Genomic DNA, 18,050 nt, shown 5'->3' with positions numbered 1-18,050 from the left:
CCGAGCGGCCCAACCATGTCTGGTCCTACGACTTTGTCGAGGACCGCACCCATGATGGGAGAAAGTATCGCATGCTCAACATCATCGACGAGTTCACCCACGAATGCCTGGCGATCCGGATCGACCGAAGGTTGAAGGCGATCGATGTCATCGACGTGCTCTCGGACCTGTTTATCCTGCGCGGTGTGCCGGAACATGTTCGCTCAGATAATGGGCCGGAGTTCGTCGCGAAGGCTGTGCAGGAATGGATCGGCGCGGTTGGCGCCAAGACCGCCTACATCGCACCCGGCAGCCCTTGGGAGAACGGCTTCATCGAGTCGTTCAATGCCAGGATGCGCGACGAACTCCTCGACGGCGAGATCTTCTACACCCTCGCCGAGGCGAAGATCGTCGTAGAAAGCTGGCGGCGGCACTTCAACACCGTCCGCCCGCATGGCTCGCTCGGATACAAGCCTCCCGCGCCGGAGGTCTTCGTGCCCGCCATGACCGCGCGGGCGACTGCGCAACCCGGACCAGCTACGCCGCCCGCGCTGGCCGCGAGGCCAACTCTCCACTAACAATCGCTTTGGACCAGTCGGCGGGGGCGGATCAGTCGCATTCGTCTCAATCATGCTCAAAAACGTCGCCCAACTGCACGGCAGTCCCTAACAGCCTCTAGAAGGCGCGCTGCACCCGTGATGCTCCCAGCGGACATGACCGCCGCGAACGCTTCAAGCTGACGTAGATCCATCGCAACTCCCCGATCATAGGCATGATATGGACCCTATGATGCGGGTCAAGCATGACGTATCCACTCCAGCCCGAGCGCTTCCTTGGCGCTCGTTCAGAACAACGTTTATCTCATCCGCGAAGCTTGATACGACCGGTCCAGATGCCGATTGCGACGACGATCAGTATCGCTACCCGGAATAGCAAATTTACGATCGCTCTTCGCGACAAGGTACAGCTCCACAATCGCGAATTGGTGGCTGGTGCGCGCAGGGCTCATCCAGCCACCGCATCGAAAATATCCGCGCTACTTCGTCTTCTGTACCTCCCGACGAACCATGTCGTAGAGCTGCTGTGGGCCGAAGTCGGTCAGCGGTTGGCCGTTCACAAAGAACGTCGGAGTGCGTGTCACCTCCAGAGATTTGCTGTCGCGGGTGTCGCTATCCAGGGCAGCTTGGATTTCAGCGCGTGTCCAGTCCCGCTTCGCCAGCTCGATATCCAAGCCCGCATCTTTCGCGCGCGCCCAAGCCTTCTCCAACACGGGCCCAGTGTGATCGGCCCACTCCGGCTGAAACTCCAAGAGTGCCTCGAGGACGGGCACGAACTTGTCCTGAAGGCGAGCCGCTTCAAGGATTTTTACGGCGGCGTCGGAGCCGTCGTGAAATGCCGCGTAGCGCATAACGAGGCGAACATCGTTGGGGAACAAACCCATGATCTGCTTCAAGGGCGGATAGAAGGCTCGACACGCCTCACACGATGGATCGAAGAATTCCACGATTGTGACGGGCGCGTTCAGCGGACCAAGGACCGGGGAATGGCTCCGCACCAATGCCTCGGCACGGGCCGCGGCAATCTCGCGCGCTCTCCGCGCTTGTTGAGCGTTGTAAGCCACACTCCCGCCCACGAAGAACGAGAGCGCCAGCGCGCCAGTTGCAATGACAAGGCCGCGACGGTTCATGATTGTGCCTTCGACTTTGAAGCAAGCAGGGCGAACACGATTGCTAAAAATGCTGCCAGCGAGAGGTATGGGAGCGGCAGAACTCCAAGGACGGTCATCTCTGCGCTCGCGCAGGACGGGCCTTGCGAGCAGGGCTGGATGCCTTCTGGGATCAGGCCAGCGTAGAGCAGGCTGTGGAACAGAGCGATCGCCGCACCGAGAGCGGCCAGCGGCAATGCATATCGCCAAACCGTCGTGTCCGCACGAAAGCTGGCGATAGCGAGTAGGATGGCGAGCGGGAACATGAATGCCCGCTGTTGCCAACAAAGGCTGCAGGGAGCCTGTCCCATCACCTCGCCGATGAAGAGCGCGCTTAAGCTCGCGACCAGCGCAACGAGCCATGCCAGATACAGAAACGACCACCGCCCTTCCTGGTCGGGTAACATGCTGGGATTTGTCATCAAATAGAGGCCTTTCAACCGATAAGTGCGAGGATTGGGAAGGTTTCGAGTAGCCAGAACGCCATGGTTGAGAGGCGCCCCGTCATCATGGCGAGCCCCATGGCAACCATCGTTAGGCCCGTGAAAATCTGGAGACCTCGACCGAAGCTGCGCAGCCTCCGCAGACGCGCAGTGATGCCGCCGGCTAGCAGAGCGGTGAGGAGAAAGGGGATGGCCAGGCCGAGCGAGTAGATCGCCAAGAGAGCCACGCCCGCCGCGGGCGTCGTAGAGGTCGCGCTCACGGTAAGGATTGCGCCGAGAATCGGCCCGATGCAGGGCGTCCATCCGAAACCGAAAGCGAGCCCGAGAATGTAAGCGCTTTGCGGCCGTCCGCCTGACACTTGCGGACTCAGTCGGAATTCCCGCTCCATCCAGGGGATCCGCACAACGCCAGTGCTGAAAATGCCAAAGACGACGATGATCGCGCCGCCGACGAGGCCGGCCTCGTAACGATAGGAGAGCAGAAGCCGGCTTAACGCAGAGGCTCCCGCGCCCAGGATGACGAAAACCGTCGAAAATCCGAGCACGAACCAGAAGCTCATAGCAAAGGCACTTATCCGCGCTCTCGGGCTGTCGGAGTCGACCGACAAGCTTCCCGCGACATACGACAGGTAGCCAGGGACCAACGGCAGCACGCAGGGGGACAGAAACGAGACGGCGCCGGCGGCGAGAGCGGCTAGAATGCTGATGTTCGCGATTTCCATCAGGGCTTCTGTCCTTCGTTTCCACCCTTTGCGATCAGCCCGATGATTTCCTGCCTCGTTGCCGTCGCATCCCAAGATCTGGGGCCGAACCAGCGGCCGACCTCGCGACCATTGCGATCGAGAAGGATGGACGTCGGCAGCCCGGAAACCGAAAATTCTTTCACGGCCCGGCCGGCGGGATCGAGAAAGACCGGCAAGTCCACGATGCCGAGATTGCGGAGCAAAGGTTCTACGACTTCCGCGCCGTCACGATCGACGGACAGTGCGACGACGCGAAGGCTGGGCTCTTTCCACTCGCGATTTAGGCGCGCGAGAGCCGGAAGCTCCTCGCGGCATGACAAGCACCACGTCGCCCAGATGCTCAAGAGAACCGGCTGACCCTGGAAGCTTTTCAGGTCGGTAAATTCGCCACCGAGTCGATAGAACCCGAGTGCCCCAGCGGTTCCCGCTCGTGGGGCCTTCTCATCGACGAAGAGTGACGCAGCCAAAATCGCGACTGCCGCAGTTGCGACAGCCGTGAGGATAGCGAACCGGGACTTGAGAATTTCGCCGAGCACTCCGCGGCGCCCCTGGGCTGATCGGGATCATGAGCTGCCCCAATGCACGGCGCTGTCTGTGCGCGTGAGGTTCAGCTACGATTTCGGATCCGCTGAACGCGGTCCTAGCAAAGCCTCTCGCGAGGCCCGCTTGATCAACTTTGGGATGGAGGACCGGTCGCGCGCGGCGGTGCTGTCGAGGGTGGCAAAACGAACGGAGCGAAGGGCAGCGCAAAAACCAACTTGGCTGGCCCGGGACGATCCGAAACCAAGACTGCGGCCGCAGGCGGGACCAAGGACGTCAAGGCGATGGGTTTCGCCCAGAAACAGCAACTGTTCAGGCCTTCGATATGCGCGGCGCGATCACCTTTGGTGGCCGGCGTTGTCCCGCAAATTTCTGACAGCGGAGTGCCGCGTTGAACGAATTTGATGGCGAGATGGTTGCTCGTCGCCGACGCACTAACCAGCAGCTGAAGCAGCAGCACGAGACCGCCAACGACAGCCAAGAGGCTGCGTCCGATCGTTCGAGCTGACCTGGTTGCCATCATGGTTCCGAATTATCGCGAGTTGAGCATCCGAGGCAATTTGGGAGGCCGAGGCTCGCGCTTTCTTGAAGGTGCCGTCCGGAGGCGATCATCGACCAGTCGACCTTTCGGTGATCCGCTCGTCGATCTCCCGCATCATCTCCCGCTTATCCCATTCCCGCATTCCAGCCCACCGCGCGACCTCGACGCCGCTTGGATCGAGCAATAGCGTCATCGGAAGTCCCGTGACCCGGAGGGCAGACATGCTCCGGGCCTCGCGATCGAGGTAGATTCCAAGCGATCGAATATTCGCGCGCAGGTAAAAGTCTTTGACGAGCTGCGGACCTTTCCGGTCGACTGAAAGGGCGACAACCTCAAAGCGAGTGTCGCCTTTCAAAGCCTGAAGCTTATCAAGCGAAGGCATCTCTTTCACGCATGGTGGGCACCAGGTCGCCCAGACATTCAGGAGCACGTACTTGCCCCGGAAATCGGCCAGCGATCGCGGCTGGCCGTTGACGTCCTCAAAGGTCACTGCCGGGCGGAATTCTGCCTGTCCCCCAAATCGCCGAGCCAGCCCGAGATATGCTGCCGGGGCCGCGATGCCTAATATGACGACGGAAGCGCCGAGCCATCGGCGCCTGCTGATCACCTCAACACCATGCGAATTTTGGCGAGCGCCGAGCTATCTTCCTCGTGATAGTCGATCATCGTTCGGAAGCTGCCGTCCGCATTCATAAGATACACGGACGCGGTGTGATCCATGGTGTAGCTGCCGTCGGTCGGGACCTTTTTGGCATAGGCCTTGTACGCCTTCAGAGCAGCCTCCACCTGCTCACGGGTCCCGCTCAAGCCGACGACCCGTGGGTCGAAGGACTCCAGATAGAGCGCCATCTGCTCTGGAGTGTCGCGTTCAGGATCAACCGTGATGAACAGGATCTGGAGCTTGTCCGCCGCTTGCCCGATCTGCTTCGTCAGGTTTCCCAACTGAACCAACGTGGTTGGGCAGACTTCCGGGCAATGCGTGAAGCCGAAAAATACGGCCATCGGTTTGCCGACAAAGTCCTTATCGGTAACAGCCTTCCCTCGGTGATCGGTCAGCGAAAATGGCCCTCCGATGTCCACGGGCGTAGAGATGTTGGATCGGCTCTCCGCGGTAACCCTGGATCCGTCAACCCGCCACCAGCCCAGCAAAATCGCCGCGCAGGTGAAGCTAATCAGGATAACGGCAGCCCACGCTCCGTACCGTATCCACTTCAGAAATGGCATGGCTGACACATTTGATTTTGGCGCTGATAGCGACGAAAGGCATGCGCCGCCGCGCGTCGATCCCCACTGTGACGGATGGCAAGAGTTGGGGAATTAGCGCCCAAGCCGGACTTCGGAATGCCGCTTGCGGGGGGCAAAATCATCAAGGTCGTCTCCTCATAGCGAAGGGGCCGGCTAGGCCGGTTCAACTCACGTCATGAGGGCTGGCGGTGCTCTTGATCCTTGGCGAAGAAGTGCCCGGACTGGCACGACAACCGTAGCATCGACGGCGGGCGCAGGTAGGTGAACGAACCGTGGCCAGCTGTTTTCGTCGGCAGCAGCCAGCTTACCGCTGGGCAGCAAAGCCCTATCGCCAGGCGCGTGCCGGTCTGAATTCCCATTCTGCAAAGATTGGTGGTGGTCCGAAATGCGGGCCGGCGCCTGCGAACCAGAATCGCTCGGCAGGTCTTTGGCAGGGCTCGCGGCGGTTAATTCGAGTGAGTAGCTGGCCTGAACGGGCTGTATCAAGCACGTCAGCACCAGCGCGCAAGCGAGCGCAACTGCCCATAGGCACCGCCAACAGTATGCGCTCGAAATGGTTCTCACGATGCTCTGTTAAGCCGGCCACTGCGCTCAGGCAATGCGACGAGATGTTCACCCAACCGCGAGGTCGACCAGCAATTTGATATTGAGGATGATGATGATGGCAGCCACCACCGCTGCGGTCACCGTTAACCACCGTGGCGCGACGAGCTCGCCCATTTTTGTCCGCGACGCAGTGAACATGACGAGTGGAACGATCGCGAAAGGAAGCTGAAGACCCAGGACGACCTGACTTAGGATCAGAAGTTTCGCCGTTTCTCCAGCACCATAGATCCAGGTGACGAGGAGGGCGGGAACGATGGCCACGAGCCGGGTCGCCAACCGTCGTAGCCACGAGGGAAGCTTGATATCGAGGAAGCCTTCCATGACGATCTGACCCGCCATCGTCGCGGTGACCGTCGAGTTGAGCCCGCAGCAGAGAAGGGCAATCGCGAAAAGGGTCGGTGCGATTGAAGCTCCGAGGAGCGGCGCGAGCAACTCGTGCGCTCTGCCGAGCTCCGCGACCTCGGTCTGCCCAGTCTTATGAAAGCTTGCAGCAGCCAGAACGAGGATGGACGCATTGACGATGAGCGCAAACATCAGAGCGATCGTTGAGTCGAGAGTTGCCCATTTTAGCGCGTCTCGTTTCTCAGGGATCGTGCTCCCGTATGCCCGGGTCTGCACGATGCCGGAGTGCAGATAGAGATTATGCGGCATCACCGTGGCACCGATGATTCCCAAGGCCAGGTAGAGCATCTGGGGATTGCGGACGATCTCGGTCGTCGGAGCAAAACCTCGAATGACCTCACCCCAGTTCGGATCCGCCAGAGCAATCTGGATGCCGAAACAGAGCGCAATTACGCCGAGTAGCGTGATGATAAAGGCTTCGACCCAACGGAAGCCCATATTCTGCAGCCAAAGGATAACGATCACGTCGAGAGCGGTGACTAAGACGCCAATCTCCATGGGCATGCCGAACAGCAAATTCAGCGCGATTGCCGTCCCGATGACTTCAGCGAGGTCGGTTGCGCAGATGGCCAGCTCCGCGAAGGCCCATAGCGGCCATGAGACCGCTTTTGGAAACGCGTCCCTGCACGCTTGCGCGAGATCCCGGCCGGTCGCGATGGCTAAGCGGGCGCAAAGGGCCTGCAGAATAATCGCCATGATGTTGGAAATGAGAGCGACGACCAGCAGCGCGTAGCCGAACTGCGCTCCCCCAGCGAGTGAAGTCGCCCAATTGCCGGGGTCCATATAGCCCACTGCAACGAGATAGCCGGGGCCCACGAAGGCAAGGAATCTGCGCCAGGGCGTCGCACCAGGATTTACTGTGATGCTCCGAAACACGTCGAGCATGGACGGCTCGCCGCGCTGCCTGCGCCAGCCGGTTTCAGCGATCTCACTGCCCTTCATCGGAAGGTCTTTCTGTAAATGCATTTCATTTGCAATAAGAGAAACTGCTGAAGCCTGTCAAGACCTAGGAATTCCCGTTGAATGTTCGAGCCATCCGAAGCCCGGCGAGACTCCGTCGGCGGGCGATTTGGCCCGCAACCAGAGTATGAAATTTTTCGCTTGAACCTGAAGTCGCTAGAGGTTGTAGAGATGCAGCTTCCGAAATTCGGGCACCAGGAGTCATCCCTATGGCCGCCAGCAAGGACAGCAAGCTTCAGCCTTTGAGCTGGAAGATTAGCGGGATGGATTGCGCCAGCTGCGTGGCCAAGGTGCGCGGTGCCGTCGAAAAAATGCCAGGCGTGTCCGATTTCAGGCTCTCGCTGATGTCGGAAACGATGAAGTTGAAGCTAGACGAGACGCGTACATCTCGTCAGGCGGTCGAGCAGCGCGTGAAAAGCCTGGGCTTCGGCGCAATAGCGATGGTGGAGAGCAAGCGCCACGCGAATGACGACGTCGGTCAAGCCCACGACCACGATAAAACTGAACCATCAAAGCAGACCCTGTCTTGGAAGGTCGCGGGTATGGACTGCGCAAGTTGCGCAGCGAAGATCCGCGGCGCCGTGGAGCGCCTCCCCGGCGTCAGCAATGTCAAAGTCTCGGTGATATCCGAGACTTTGACCCTTGCACTGGATGCCGGACAAACCGCCCCTGACGCAATCGAGAAGCGCGTGAAGGGCCTCGGCTACACCACTACTGCGCTTGCAGCACTGGCATCACCCGCGCCTGCGGCAAAAGAAGACAGCTGTGGCTGCGGGCATGATCATGGTCACGCGGGTCACACTCACGATCACCACGATCACGATCATGCCAAGCATGATCACGGCAAAACTTCATGTTCGGGCCATGACCATGGCCCCTCGCATGATCATGAGCATGGGCACAACCATGGTCATGAGCACGGGCAGAGCCATGATCATGCTGGCCATAAGCATGATCATGACCACAATCACGATCAACCAGGCGACAAGCACGCCGCTCATTCACACAGTGCCAAGGTCTCGGGCTCCACGTCTGCAGTGAAGGACCACGGCCACGGCCTGCCCGGCCATGTCCATGAGGCCACGCCCGACGGCGCGAGCTGGTACCAGACCGGCAAGGGCCGGCTCGTCATCGCGACCGGCCTGTTCCTCGGTGCCGCCTATGCCGCCGGGCTGATCTGGCCTGGCATCGGCCACTGGGCCTTTATCGTGGCCTGCGTCGTCGGCGTCGCGCCGGTGGCGAAACGCGCCTTCGCGGCGGCCCGCGCCGGCATCCCCTTCACCATCGAAATGTTGATGACGATCGCCGCCATCGGCGCGCTCTTCATCGGCGCCGCCGAGGAAGCGGCGCTGGTCGTCTTCCTCTTCGCCGTCGGCGAAGTCCTCGAAGGCGTCGCGGCCGACCGGGCCCGCGCCTCGATCCGCGCGCTCGGCGATCTCGTCCCGAAGACGGCCATCATCGAGGAGAACGGCTCGACCCGCCAGGTCGACGCCACGAGCCTCAGAATCGGCCAGACCGTGCTTGTCCGTCCCGGCGACCGCATCCCGGCCGATGGCGAGATCACCGACGGCACCTCCGGCATCGATGAGAGCCCGGTCACTGGCGAGTCGATGCCCAAGACCAAGGGCGTCGGGGAGCCCGTCTATGCCGGTTCGGTCAATCGCGAAGCGGCCCTGCGCGTGCGCGTCGACAAGGCGGCCGAGGACAACACCATCGCCCGCATCATCCGCCTGGTCGAGGAGGCGCAGGAGGCCCGCGCCCCGACCGAGCGCTTCATCGACCGCTTCTCGCGCTGGTACATGCCGGCGATCGTCGGGCTTGCCGTGCTGGTCGCACTGCTGCCTCCGCTCCTGCTCGGCGCCGAATGGTCGGTCTGGATCTACCGGGCGCTGGCGCTGCTGCTGATCGGATGTCCATGCGCGCTCGTCATCTCGGTGCCCGCCTCCATTGCAGCCGCATTGTCTACTGGTGCCCGTCAGGGCCTGCTGATGAAGGGCGGGGTTGTCATTGAAGCGGCCGCCAAGACGGGCGTCGTCGCCTTCGACAAGACCGGTACGTTGACCGCTGGTACTCCGCGCGTGACTGAAGTGATCGCACTCGGAGAGGATGAACGCCGCGTCGTCGAACTCGCGGCATCCGTTGAAACCGGATCCAACCACCCTCTGGCTGAGGCAATCTTGGATCGCGCCAAGTCTCACGCCATCACGGTTCGACCAGCGCAAAATGCTGCGGCTATCGCCGGGCAAGGTGTCACTGGCTCCTTGGATGGCATTTCGGTTTTTGTTGGCGCGCCCCGGCATGCGATTTCCCGAGCGACGTTCGACTCTGAGGCCAAGGCGAATGTCGAGCGGCTTGAATCCGATGGAAAGACCGTCGCTGCCGTCATCGCCGGCGACAACCTGGTGGGGCTAATCGCATTGCGTGATGAACCTCGGGATGATGCTGCCCTGGCTGTAGCCGAATTGAAGGCGATGGGAATTCGATCGCTTATGTTGACCGGCGACAATGCTCGAACCGGCGCCGCCATCGCAGGTGGACTTGGCATGGAGCACAAAGCCGAGCTGATGCCTGACGATAAGGTCACCGCCATCAAATCGCTCGCGAGCGAGACATCTGTGATGATGGTCGGTGACGGCATCAATGACGCCCCCGCCCTCGCTGCAGCCAATGTCGGAGTGGCCATGGGCTCCGGCACGGATGTTGCTCTGGAGACGGCCGACGGAGCCGTCCTCAAAAGCCGGGTTCGGGATGTCGCTGCCATGATCCGCCTGGCGCGGGCGACGATGGGCAATATCCGGACGAACATCACCATCGCGCTGGCGCTCAAGGGCGTGTTCCTCGTGACCAGCGTCTTGGGCTACACTGGCTTGTGGGTCGCCATCCTTGCTGACACGGGAGCGACCGTCATCGTAACCGCAAACGCCCTGCGGCTATTGCGCTTCAACGCCAGTCAAGTGTCTTAGCAATGTCGGCCCTGGAACTCGCGGCGTACGGGGTGGCCATCGCCTACGTTGCGGGATTCTTGGCGCTATCGTCCGCGCTAGCTCGATCCTCAGATCAGCCAGTGTGGTTATTCGACAACGGATCGCCGCGCCAATTCGTGCCGGCGCTGCTGTTCAGGCTGTCGTTCGCAGGAGCGGTGCTGTGGCCGTTAGGCACGACAATTTTTGGTAGTGCATTTTCCGCCGATCCGTTGTCGGGCCTACTGGGCGGAAATGCGCCAGACGTGGTGGGATTCGTCCTGGTGCTTGCCGGAGTCTGCCTTGCCCTTTTTGCGCAGGGTTACATGGGTGCCTCATGGCGGATCGGGACGGCTGAAGACCACGTCGGGCCTATCGTTGATGGGGGTCCGTTCGCCATCTCGCGCAATCCCGTTTTTGTCGGCCAAGCACTCCTATTCGGCGGCCTTTTCATCGCCAAGCCGAGCATCGTCCAGGCTGGACTCACAGCGTCGGCGCTCTATGCGATAGCGCTCCAGGTACGCATCGAAGAAGGCGTTCTGCTGAAGGCTTTGGGCGAGCCTTACCGTGCCTATTGCGCGCGCGTAGGCCGATGGATCGGCTATCGCTCTCAACAATCCGGGAACATGTAATGTCAAAGGCTCGGACAACCCGTCGCGTGCTTGCTTGGGCAGCTGTTGCGCTAGCCGCCGATCAGATCAGCAAGTGGTTGATCCTCAACAAGGTCATGGTGCCTCCGCGCATCATCGAATTGACGCCGTTTCTGAATGTAAGGCTCGGCTTCAACTACGGGGTCAGCTTCGGCTTGGGCAGCGAGTGGCTGGACGCCTGGCCCGGCGCTCTCGGCCTCTTCAAGTTTGTCGTCGCTATAGGATTGCTGGTCTGGGCTGCGAAGAGTGAGACAAATCTGGAGCAGATAGGATTGTCTTTGATCGCGGGTGGAGCCCTGGGCAACGCCACGGATCGCTGGCGACAAGGCGCCGTCACCGATTTCATCGATCTTCACTGGGCAGGCTACCACTGGCCGACCTTCAACGGAGCCGACATCGCCATCAGCATCGGCGTGTCTTTGATACTGGTGGTCAGCTTGATGCCGCTGAATTCGCGATCGGCTCCGTCCCACACAGGATTGAAGGGCGGCTCCAAATGATTGGCACCGGGTTCAGGAAATTTATCGATGCTCTCGGACGAGCCGACCAGGTCGCTTCTCCGAGCTATAAAGCCGTTGGCAGGACGGTCGGCCTGGCGCTGATAGGTGTTGGGCCGTTCCTGCTGCTGGGCATGACCCATACTGAGCCCGTAGCTCGGGCCAACGGTGTATCCGTAATACACCCGTGGTCGAGCGGGACGGCCTTGGTTGGGGACGACCTGCCAGTGTTCGCAATCTTTGAGAATAACGCCCCGAGGCTGGATCGACTTGTTGCCGTCGAAACGACTGCAGCCTCTGGCGTCGTGTTTGAGAGGACCATCCGGCGCTCAGCCAGCACGAGAATGGACGAGCTTGGTGAGATCGATCTGGCTCCGTCGGCAAAGACAAGCCTCAAGCCTGACTATCAGCAAATTCGTCTCATCGGTTTGAGGCAGAAGGTCGAGCCAGGTACCACTCTGCCCGTCGAGTTCATTTTTGCTCGGGCCGGCCGGCTAAAGGCCGACGTTCGGATCGAGAGCCCGGGTCAGCCGCCTCACAATGACCATTCCTAGTCTCGTCGGCTGCTTCCAAGGACGGGCCAGAAGGATGGGCCTTCGTCTCAATTCCTCCAGGTTCCGATTTCGATCGGCCTAGCTGCAAATCGATTGAGAGGGCTTCATGGGCGCAGGACATTCTCACGGCGGAGCGCAGGTCACCGGCGCTGGCAAGCACAAGTCGCGCCTCGCGCTTGCTCTCGGCCTCACGACAACCTTCATGATTGCGGAGGTTGTTGGAGGCCTCTGGACCGGCAGTCTGGCCCTGCTGGCAGATGCCGCGCACATGCTCACCGATGCGGGCGGTTTGGCGCTGGCGCTTATTGCCATTCGATTTGCTGAGCGCCCCTCCACGCCAAAGCAGACGTTCGGGTATGTTCGCCTTGAAATTCTATCGGCGCTCGCGAATGCGGTCGTGCTGTTGCTGCTGACCGTCTACATCCTATTCGAGGCCTATCAACGCTTCAAAAACCCGCCGGAGATCCTCGGTGGTCCCATGCTGATTGTTGCGGTCATCGGCCTGTTCGTCAATCTACTGAGCCTAAAATTGCTCTCAGGCGGTTCGTCCGAAAGCCTGAACGTCAAAGGCGCCTACTACGAGGTGCTCGGCGATATGTTGGGCTCGCTAGGTGTCATTGTTGCTGCCGCAGTGGTGATGTTCACAGGGTGGAAACTGGCCGACCCGATCATCGGCGCGGCGATCGGGCTCTTCATCGTCCCGCGCACCTGGATGCTCCTGAAACAGGCGGTCCACATCCTGATGGAGGGGACACCGCCGGAGATCGACGTCGGAGCGATCGAAGCTCGTTTGGCGTCACTTCCGAATGTCACCGCGGTCCACGATCTCCACGTCTGGACGCTCACATCCGGTCTCGATGCAATGAGCTGTCACGTCATCACGTCTGATATGTCGCAGGCGAAGAGCACCCTGCAAGCCGCCAGCGTGGTCATGCGCGAGGAGTTTGGAATCTCGCACACGACCATTCAGATTGAGGACGAGGACATTCGGCAGTCCTCTGGACACGACACTCGGATCTGACTTTCGCGGTCAGTTCAGTCGAAGATCCGGCCGAGGAACCCCCGTCGGCCGAAACCGCCACCATGGCCACCGCCATGCCCCCCTCCGTGGCTCCCGCCATGACTGTCGTAGCCACTTTGATGACCGCCTTGGGGCGCATAGCCCTGGTAGCCAGGTTGAGCGAGTGCTGCCCCCCAAGGTGTTGGAGCGCCGGGCTGAGTTAGGAAGCTGGGCTGCGGTTGCTCCTGAGCTGAACTTGGCTCCCGCAAACTGCGCTCAATGATTTTGTCCAGTTCGCCGCGGTTGAGCCAAACGCCGCGGCACTTGGGGCAGTAATCGATTTCGATGCCCTGTCGATCGCTCATGACGAGATCGACGCGGCAGACCGGGCACGGCAATCCTTCATGCGGCTTGGAAGCGGTATCATTCATTGCAGGCGCTCCTAACGAACACTGGACGCCCAGGATACAAGCTGTAGTCACTAGAGGTTCAAGGCGGCATTCTGAGGCAGATTGACGCAATTTCACAGGTCACAGTTTGCCGGGCGTCGAATGCACGTTTGGATCCTCGACGTGTCTCCGGTCCTCCGTCTGTTGCATGCGCACAAACGATACAGCGTAAAAGACGCCTGCAAGAACAATCAAAGCCAGCGCCAAGGCTCTGTTACGAGATCTCATAAACGTACTCCTTGATCTCGCCTGATGCGGTGAGCGGCATTTTGAAAGAACCATTTGTTAAAGAAAACGAACCCTGAATATCATTCTCTCAATTTATACCGAGATTTTTGTTCGATTCGAATTCGCGGGCGCTACGACAATTCTCGATAGGAGATTGTCATGCTTGCGCTCGCCAGATCTTGCTTTGTCGTTGCTGCTATCATCGCAGCCCAGATTTGTTTGTCGCCGGCGAGCGCCAATGGCCTTACCGACTTTGCTCACCTTCATGCCGGACAAGCCGCCTTGCCCCCCATTGGGTGGGGTCAATTTTGCAATGCTAACCCGACAGACTGTGTTCCTCAGCGAACTGGTAGGCAGACCGTGGGCCTGACCGACGCACGCTGGGCGGAGCTTGTTGAAATCAACCTCCGCTTCAATAAAGCCATTGAGCCGGTAACCGATTTCGATCAGTTCGGCGTCGCCGAGCGCTGGACTTACGCAACGACCGGAAGAGGGGACTGCGAGGATTATGTGCTGGAAAAGCGGCGCGAGCTTTTGAGGAGGGGCTGGCCGCTCTCCTCGCTCTTGATCACAGTCGTGATTGACCGCGAAGGTGGCGGGCACGCAGTTCTTACCGTCGTGACCGATCGTGGAGAATTCGTTCTGGACAACCAGATCGATAAAATCCTCCCGTGGTCGCGCTCCGGCTTGACCTTCATCAAGCGTCAGTCCCCGACCAACCAAAACGATTGGCAGGACTTGGGCCGCATTCTCGGCCGTCCGGAGGTGGTGACCGCGAGCATTACCCCACCTCGCTAGGGGCTCAGCGGATCGCTCGATGGGAGGAACGGGATCTCGGCTTCCGGGTCGTTCCGCCCTATGACGCCACCACGGGCGGTACTTGTGAGCGGCACACACAGCTCAAGCGAGTCCACGGGCCGATCGCAGCATTGCGACGGCGAGGGCGTAGCGCGGGATCTGGGACACCGCCGGCTTTCTCCAATCCGCGGCGAACGTCGCGGTTGAGCGCCAGAGGATCTGGCGGGAACTTTTCACTTCGCAAACTCCTACGTTCCCGCAGGTGTCGCACCTATAGTGACATGAGGTTCAAGCCCCATTCTGCCAAAGGTTCAACTGCGCGGCACTTTGCCCCTTGAACCTCTAGTGGCATCAGCTTGTAGGCTAACTCGCTATTAACGCCTCAGAAGCCATAGCCGGTCATCCTCAAGCAATGTCTCAACGCTCCTCGACCTTGGTCAAAATTGCGACGGCCATCGGCCTTTTGGCGCTGCTTTCCGGCTGCGTCGTGGGCGATGGTGATGACGCGCGGCATTTGCAGCCCCTGCCTGCGAAGCTGGTCTCGCAAATGTCGACGAAAGGCATGTCGCAAGCCGACCCGATCTTCATCCGCATCTTCAAAAAAGAGAGCGAGCTGGAGGTTTGGAAGCGGGATCGAAGTGGCCGGTTTGCTCTCCTCAAAACCTATCCGATGTGTCGCTGGTCGGGGCAACTTGGCCCCAAAACGCGCGAAGGCGATCGGCAAGCCCCGGAGGGAATTTACACGGTCACTCCTGACCTGATGAACCCCAGGTCACAGTTCTACCTATCGTTCAATCTGGGCTATCCGAACGCGTTGGAGCGATCGCAGGGCTTCACGGGTTCCGCGCTGATGGTCCATGGAGCCTGCACGTCCGCGGGCTGCTTCGCCATGACGGATGATGGCGTGACGGAGATTTTCGGATTGGCTCGCGAAGCGTTTGCCGGTGGCCAGAAGAGCTTCCAGGTGCAAGCGTTACCCTTCCGGATGACACCGGAGAACTTGGCAGCTCACCGCAACAGCCCGCACATCGCTTTTTGGCGCAATCTGAAGGAAGGGTTCGATCACTTCGAGGCGACAAGGCAACCTCCGAAGGTTGCGGCCTGCGAAAGGCGATATGTCTTCGATGCCGCGGGGGACAACTCGCGTTTCGTCGCCGGTAGCCAGTGCCCGGCCTACGAGATCGAACCGGCCATTCAAACTTTGATTTCGGAGAGACGCGCAAGCGATGACAGGCGCTACAGCGCACTCACGAGCGCGAGTGCTCCCTCTCCTGTGCTCGCATATGCCGATGGCGGAATGCACTCCAGCTTCCGCAAAATGCTGAAGGAAATGGGTCCCGAGCGCTTGCAAAGCGTTGTGGCCGGCCGGGTTGAAATCAGCCGACCAGACGCTGCCCTGCTCGATCCCTATGGAGCAACCGGATCATCGTCAGAGGCGACCGGCTCGATCGCCATTCGGTGACCCAGCTTAATCAAATCTCGCAGAGTTATGGAATATGTCAGCACACCAAACTGAACGAGTTGGGGCCGCTGCCAAGCTCCGCAGACGCAATCTGATTGTACTGCTGGCCCTCATCGCCTTTGTCGCATTCGCGTTCGTGTTGAGTTTCCGACACGTGACACGCGAGATGGGAGGCGGCGCCGTCCAACGCTCGGGAACAACCAACTAGGTCGTAGTGACGATTTAACTATTTGATCCATATGGCAATTGCGGCGAGTTTGACGAAGCCCATGAAATTGGCGAGCAGTTTATCGTATCGGGTGGCGACGCGCCGGAACTGCTTGAGCTTGCTGAAGAAGCGCTCGATGCGATTGCGCTCCTTGTAGAGGTCGACGTCGTAAGAGCGCAGGTCTTTCCGGTTGCGCTTGGGCGGGATGACGACCTCTGTGCCATCCCCGAGGATCCTGTTGACGAGGTGATCGGCGTCGTAGCCCTTATCGGCGATGGCGGCATCAGCCTCGATCCCGTCGATCAAGTCATGGGCAAAGGCGATGTCGTTGCGCTGTCCGGGAGAGCCGATCAATCGGATTGGAAGACCGAGCGCTTCCGTGGCCGCGTGGATTTTCGTGCTCAATCCGCCGCGAGACCGGCCCAAGCCCTGGGCATCCGCCCCCCTTTTATCTTGCGTGCGCCGGCCGCATGCTGGTGCGCCCGCACGATGGTGCTATCGACCATGAGCCATTCGAGATCGGCTTCACGCGCCAGAACCGCCAACATCTCGTCGAGAACGCCCATCTCGATCCAACGATAGTAGCGCCGCTTCACCGAGCGGTGATCGCCAAGCCGTTCGGGCAGATCGCGCCAGCGACCGCCGGAACGCGCCATCCAAAGAAGAGCATCCAAAAACTTGCGGTTGTCGGTGCGCGGACCACGCTTGCCCTTTGTTCCCCCGGGGACAAAGCCCTTGATCCGCTCCCATTGGTCATCCCGAAGCGCGTCGCAATCCATCGCCGATCTCCAAAATCAGCTTTGAATCCGATTTGCGGCGATTGGGGAATCCCAAATCCTTAAATCGTCGCTACGCCCTAGAGCGTTTCCGGTTTAATCCGGATCATATCCGGCTGCCTTGAAGTAGTTGGCGCATTCGGTCGGCGAGAAGAGCTGAAGGATGGTGCCGACTGCGTCCCACAAGGCGCCGATTGAGCGCTCTGCTTTGGCTCGGAGCATGGCCTTCAGCTTGGCGAAGGCATTCTCGATCGGGTTCATGTCTGGGCTGTAGGGCGGCAGGAAGGACAGCGTCGCGCCTGGCCGAGCCGCAGACCAATCCAGAGTGTCCACACCGGCGCAACGACAAACAACAGCGCGGCCGCAATATTGATCAGCCAGTGGCCGTGCGGGTAATCGAGGCCCATGATCTGGTGACCGAGATCATGGATAAACTGAAACGTCGCGGTCACGTCTGCTGAACTCGTTCCTCGGTAGCGACGCCACCTATGTCGGCGCCATTTGCGTTGCCTTCCGATAGGATTGCGGGCCTCAACTCGGTGGAGCTCGGAGCGTGCGATAGAGATCGTTCACCCCATCGCTGAAATCGGCGTCGGGGTTGCGCGTGCAGAAGCTCCGCAGGAACTCGGCCTGCTTGAGCAACGGATAGACGTCCGGGGCGAGGTCCAGATCCTCGTCCTTTCCTGGGGGCGCCCGCAGCAGCAAGCCACTCATGTACCCCTGTGCCCAGGCGAAGAAGTTTTTCTCGACCTCTGGCTTGCCGTTGGTCTCCCGCAAGAAATACTGGCAGCTTGAGGCGCCGATTCCGACAATCTTGACCGACTGCGCTTCCGCCTGATCCATGAACAGCGTTCCCGCGGCCACAGCCCAGAGCGCCCAAAGCACGCACCTTCGGCGTGGTTTCAGGCAGTCGCTGATCATTTCATGATCTTTCATCGACGGCAGTGAGCTGGTCCGCCGGGACATCATTCCGGATCATCCCGGCTGTGTGACGGAGCATCCGCGGCGCAGCGTCCGTTCATGCAGACGATCTTGATGCGTCTGTCGAAGCAGTTCGCTTCATAGACTTCACTCTGTCCAATGGGATTGAGGCGCGTGACCTTGGCAGTGGGGCAAGACGCTTCGATCAACGCCCGCTGCAGATCGCCATCGTCCGCCCGCGCTTGCAGCGCGACAAGCGCAATAGAAATCGCCAGCAAGACCAATCGCATGGCTCGCCCTTCATCGTACTTCGTTCTTTGCATGGTCAAAGGCGAAGCTTCAAACAGCTCGCGATGGTGCTTCCGTCAGACAATGCGCCTGCT

The 18,050-nt window shown here is 60.1% G+C and carries 20 protein-coding genes and 1 pseudogene; 8 read left to right on the top strand and 13 right to left on the bottom strand.

All coding sequences use genetic code 11. From position 1 onward, the window contains the following. Positions 1 to 557: IS3 family transposase (locus NUV79_RS23685; RefSeq protein WP_257735532.1), on the top strand; the 557-nt coding region annotated here is incomplete at its 5' end. A gap of 458 nt (positions 558 to 1,015) precedes the next feature. Here the strand turns inward: NUV79_RS23685 and NUV79_RS23680 are convergent. The 7 genes from NUV79_RS23680 to NUV79_RS23650 all read right to left on the bottom strand — a co-directional run bounded on the left by NUV79_RS23680 (position 1,016) and on the right by NUV79_RS23650 (position 7,146). Continuing rightward, positions 1,016 to 1,666: a DsbA family protein gene (locus NUV79_RS23680; protein WP_257735531.1), complete on the bottom strand. Its 651-nt coding sequence runs from the start codon at positions 1,664 to 1,666 to the stop codon at positions 1,016 to 1,018. Continuing rightward, positions 1,663 to 2,091, bottom strand: a complete 429-nt coding sequence (locus NUV79_RS23675; protein ID WP_257735530.1) for a disulfide bond formation protein B — start codon at positions 2,089 to 2,091, stop codon at positions 1,663 to 1,665. The genes NUV79_RS23680 and NUV79_RS23675 overlap by 4 nt, the downstream gene beginning before the upstream one ends. 29 nt (positions 2,092 to 2,120) lie before the next feature. Then, on the bottom strand, positions 2,121 to 2,849 hold the full coding sequence (locus NUV79_RS23670) for a cytochrome c biogenesis CcdA family protein (RefSeq protein ID WP_257735529.1): 729 nt from the start codon (positions 2,847 to 2,849) through the stop codon (positions 2,121 to 2,123). Next, positions 2,849 to 3,406, bottom strand: a complete 558-nt coding sequence (locus tag NUV79_RS23665; RefSeq protein WP_257735528.1) for a TlpA family protein disulfide reductase — start codon at positions 3,404 to 3,406, stop codon at positions 2,849 to 2,851. Before NUV79_RS23665 ends, NUV79_RS23670 begins: the two co-directional genes overlap by 1 nt. A 612-nt stretch (positions 3,407 to 4,018) precedes the next feature. Beyond that, a complete protein-coding gene (locus tag NUV79_RS23660; RefSeq protein WP_257735527.1) occupies positions 4,019 to 4,441 on the bottom strand; it encodes a TlpA disulfide reductase family protein in 423 nt (140 codons plus the stop codon). 113 nt (positions 4,442 to 4,554) lie between these two features. Next, positions 4,555 to 5,175, bottom strand: a complete 621-nt coding sequence (locus NUV79_RS23655; protein ID WP_257735526.1) for an SCO family protein — start codon at positions 5,173 to 5,175, stop codon at positions 4,555 to 4,557. Positions 5,176 to 5,808: 633 nt separating this feature from the next. Beyond that, positions 5,809 to 7,146, bottom strand: a complete 1,338-nt coding sequence (locus NUV79_RS23650; RefSeq protein ID WP_257735525.1) for an Nramp family divalent metal transporter — start codon at positions 7,144 to 7,146, stop codon at positions 5,809 to 5,811. 227 nt (positions 7,147 to 7,373) lie between these two features. On the opposite strand from NUV79_RS23650, the gene NUV79_RS23645 reads away from it, so the two are divergent. From NUV79_RS23645 to NUV79_RS23630, 5 genes are all read left to right on the top strand, one after another. Further along, a complete protein-coding gene (locus NUV79_RS23645) occupies positions 7,374 to 10,127 on the top strand; it encodes a heavy metal translocating P-type ATPase (RefSeq protein ID WP_257735524.1) in 2,754 nt (917 codons plus the stop codon). Positions 10,128 to 10,159: 32 nt separating this feature from the next. Further along, positions 10,160 to 10,756, top strand: a complete 597-nt coding sequence (locus NUV79_RS23640; protein ID WP_257735523.1) for a methyltransferase family protein — start codon at positions 10,160 to 10,162, stop codon at positions 10,754 to 10,756. After that, positions 10,717 to 11,274: a signal peptidase II gene (lspA, locus tag NUV79_RS23635; RefSeq protein WP_308218247.1), complete on the top strand. Its 558-nt coding sequence runs from the start codon at positions 10,717 to 10,719 to the stop codon at positions 11,272 to 11,274. Before NUV79_RS23640 ends, lspA begins: the two co-directional genes overlap by 40 nt. After that, entirely contained in the window at positions 11,271 to 11,825 is a 555-nt protein-coding gene (locus NUV79_RS25340; RefSeq protein WP_374679324.1) for a copper chaperone PCu(A)C, read from the top strand. The genes lspA and NUV79_RS25340 overlap by 4 nt, the downstream gene beginning before the upstream one ends. 106 nt (positions 11,826 to 11,931) lie before the next feature. Beyond that, positions 11,932 to 12,846: a cation diffusion facilitator family transporter gene (locus NUV79_RS23630; protein WP_257735521.1), complete on the top strand. Its 915-nt coding sequence runs from the start codon at positions 11,932 to 11,934 to the stop codon at positions 12,844 to 12,846. A 14-nt stretch (positions 12,847 to 12,860) separates the two neighbouring features. On the opposite strand, the gene NUV79_RS23625 is transcribed toward NUV79_RS23630, so the two are convergent. Beyond that, a complete protein-coding gene (locus tag NUV79_RS23625; RefSeq protein WP_257735520.1) occupies positions 12,861 to 13,256 on the bottom strand; it encodes a TFIIB-type zinc ribbon-containing protein in 396 nt (131 codons plus the stop codon). Positions 13,257 to 13,661: 405 nt separating this feature from the next. Between NUV79_RS23625 and NUV79_RS23620 the strand changes: the two genes are divergently transcribed. Beyond that, positions 13,662 to 14,300, top strand: a complete 639-nt coding sequence (locus NUV79_RS23620; RefSeq protein WP_257735519.1) for a transglutaminase-like cysteine peptidase — start codon at positions 13,662 to 13,664, stop codon at positions 14,298 to 14,300. A gap of 412 nt (positions 14,301 to 14,712) precedes the next feature. After that, on the top strand, positions 14,713 to 15,762 hold the full coding sequence (locus NUV79_RS23615) for a L,D-transpeptidase family protein (RefSeq protein WP_257735518.1): 1,050 nt from the start codon (positions 14,713 to 14,715) through the stop codon (positions 15,760 to 15,762). A gap of 226 nt (positions 15,763 to 15,988) precedes the next feature. On the opposite strand, the gene NUV79_RS23610 is transcribed toward NUV79_RS23615, so the two are convergent. The 5 genes and pseudogenes from NUV79_RS23610 to NUV79_RS23590 form a co-directional block, all read right to left on the bottom strand. Then, positions 15,989 to 16,749 (bottom strand): IS5 family transposase gene (locus NUV79_RS23610; RefSeq protein WP_257735517.1). Its coding sequence is split into 2 segments (ribosomal slippage): positions 15,989 to 16,410 and positions 16,410 to 16,749, totalling 762 coding nucleotides; the frame shifts between segments, so codons are not numbered across the junction. A 93-nt stretch (positions 16,750 to 16,842) separates the two neighbouring features. Next, positions 16,843 to 17,046: pseudogene (locus NUV79_RS23605) on the bottom strand (transposase); the annotation flags it as partial. Then, a complete protein-coding gene (locus NUV79_RS23600) occupies positions 17,004 to 17,198 on the bottom strand; it encodes a hypothetical protein (protein WP_257735534.1) in 195 nt (64 codons plus the stop codon). The pseudogene NUV79_RS23605 and the gene NUV79_RS23600, both read right to left, overlap by 43 nt. A gap of 79 nt (positions 17,199 to 17,277) precedes the next feature. Beyond that, complete coding sequence (locus tag NUV79_RS23595) at positions 17,278 to 17,667, bottom strand: hypothetical protein (RefSeq protein WP_257735516.1); 390 nt, start codon at positions 17,665 to 17,667, stop codon at positions 17,278 to 17,280. A 44-nt stretch (positions 17,668 to 17,711) separates the two neighbouring features. Beyond that, positions 17,712 to 17,957, bottom strand: a complete 246-nt coding sequence (locus NUV79_RS23590) for a hypothetical protein (RefSeq protein ID WP_257735515.1) — start codon at positions 17,955 to 17,957, stop codon at positions 17,712 to 17,714. Positions 17,958 to 18,050 lie beyond the last annotated feature (93 nt).

It is taken from the genome of Allobosea sp. 47.2.35 (assembly GCF_024655635.1).
In the GTDB taxonomy this organism is placed as follows: domain Bacteria; phylum Pseudomonadota; class Alphaproteobacteria; order Rhizobiales; family Beijerinckiaceae; genus Allobosea.
Note: the sequence above shows the minus strand (reverse complement) of the source record. Positions and strands in the feature narration are given on the sequence as shown.

Excerpts from the sequence above, each read along its gene's own strand:
- NUV79_RS23680 (WP_257735531.1), bottom strand. The coding sequence starts at position 1,666 with ATGAACCGTCGCGGCCTTGTCATTGCAACTGGCGCGCTGGCGCTCTCG.
- NUV79_RS23675 (WP_257735530.1), bottom strand. The coding sequence starts at position 2,091 with ATGTTACCCGACCAGGAAGGGCGGTGGTCGTTTCTGTATCTGGCATGG.
- NUV79_RS23670 (WP_257735529.1), bottom strand. The coding sequence starts at position 2,849 with ATGGAAATCGCGAACATCAGCATTCTAGCCGCTCTCGCCGCCGGCGCC.
- NUV79_RS23655 (WP_257735526.1), bottom strand. The coding sequence starts at position 5,175 with ATGCCATTTCTGAAGTGGATACGGTACGGAGCGTGGGCTGCCGTTATC.
- NUV79_RS23650 (WP_257735525.1), bottom strand. The coding sequence starts at position 7,146 with ATGAAGGGCAGTGAGATCGCTGAAACCGGCTGGCGCAGGCAGCGCGGC.
- NUV79_RS23645 (WP_257735524.1), top strand. The coding sequence starts at position 7,374 with ATGGCCGCCAGCAAGGACAGCAAGCTTCAGCCTTTGAGCTGGAAGATT.
- lspA (WP_308218247.1), top strand. The coding sequence starts at position 10,717 with ATGGATCGGCTATCGCTCTCAACAATCCGGGAACATGTAATGTCAAAG.
- NUV79_RS25340 (WP_374679324.1), top strand. The coding sequence starts at position 11,271 with ATGATTGGCACCGGGTTCAGGAAATTTATCGATGCTCTCGGACGAGCC.
- NUV79_RS23630 (WP_257735521.1), top strand. The coding sequence starts at position 11,932 with ATGGGCGCAGGACATTCTCACGGCGGAGCGCAGGTCACCGGCGCTGGC.
- NUV79_RS23625 (WP_257735520.1), bottom strand. The coding sequence starts at position 13,256 with ATGAATGATACCGCTTCCAAGCCGCATGAAGGATTGCCGTGCCCGGTC.
- NUV79_RS23620 (WP_257735519.1), top strand. The coding sequence starts at position 13,662 with ATGCTTGCGCTCGCCAGATCTTGCTTTGTCGTTGCTGCTATCATCGCA.
- NUV79_RS23615 (WP_257735518.1), top strand. The coding sequence starts at position 14,713 with ATGTCTCAACGCTCCTCGACCTTGGTCAAAATTGCGACGGCCATCGGC.
- NUV79_RS23595 (WP_257735516.1), bottom strand. The coding sequence starts at position 17,667 with ATGATCAGCGACTGCCTGAAACCACGCCGAAGGTGCGTGCTTTGGGCG.
- NUV79_RS23590 (WP_257735515.1), bottom strand. The coding sequence starts at position 17,957 with ATGCGATTGGTCTTGCTGGCGATTTCTATTGCGCTTGTCGCGCTGCAA.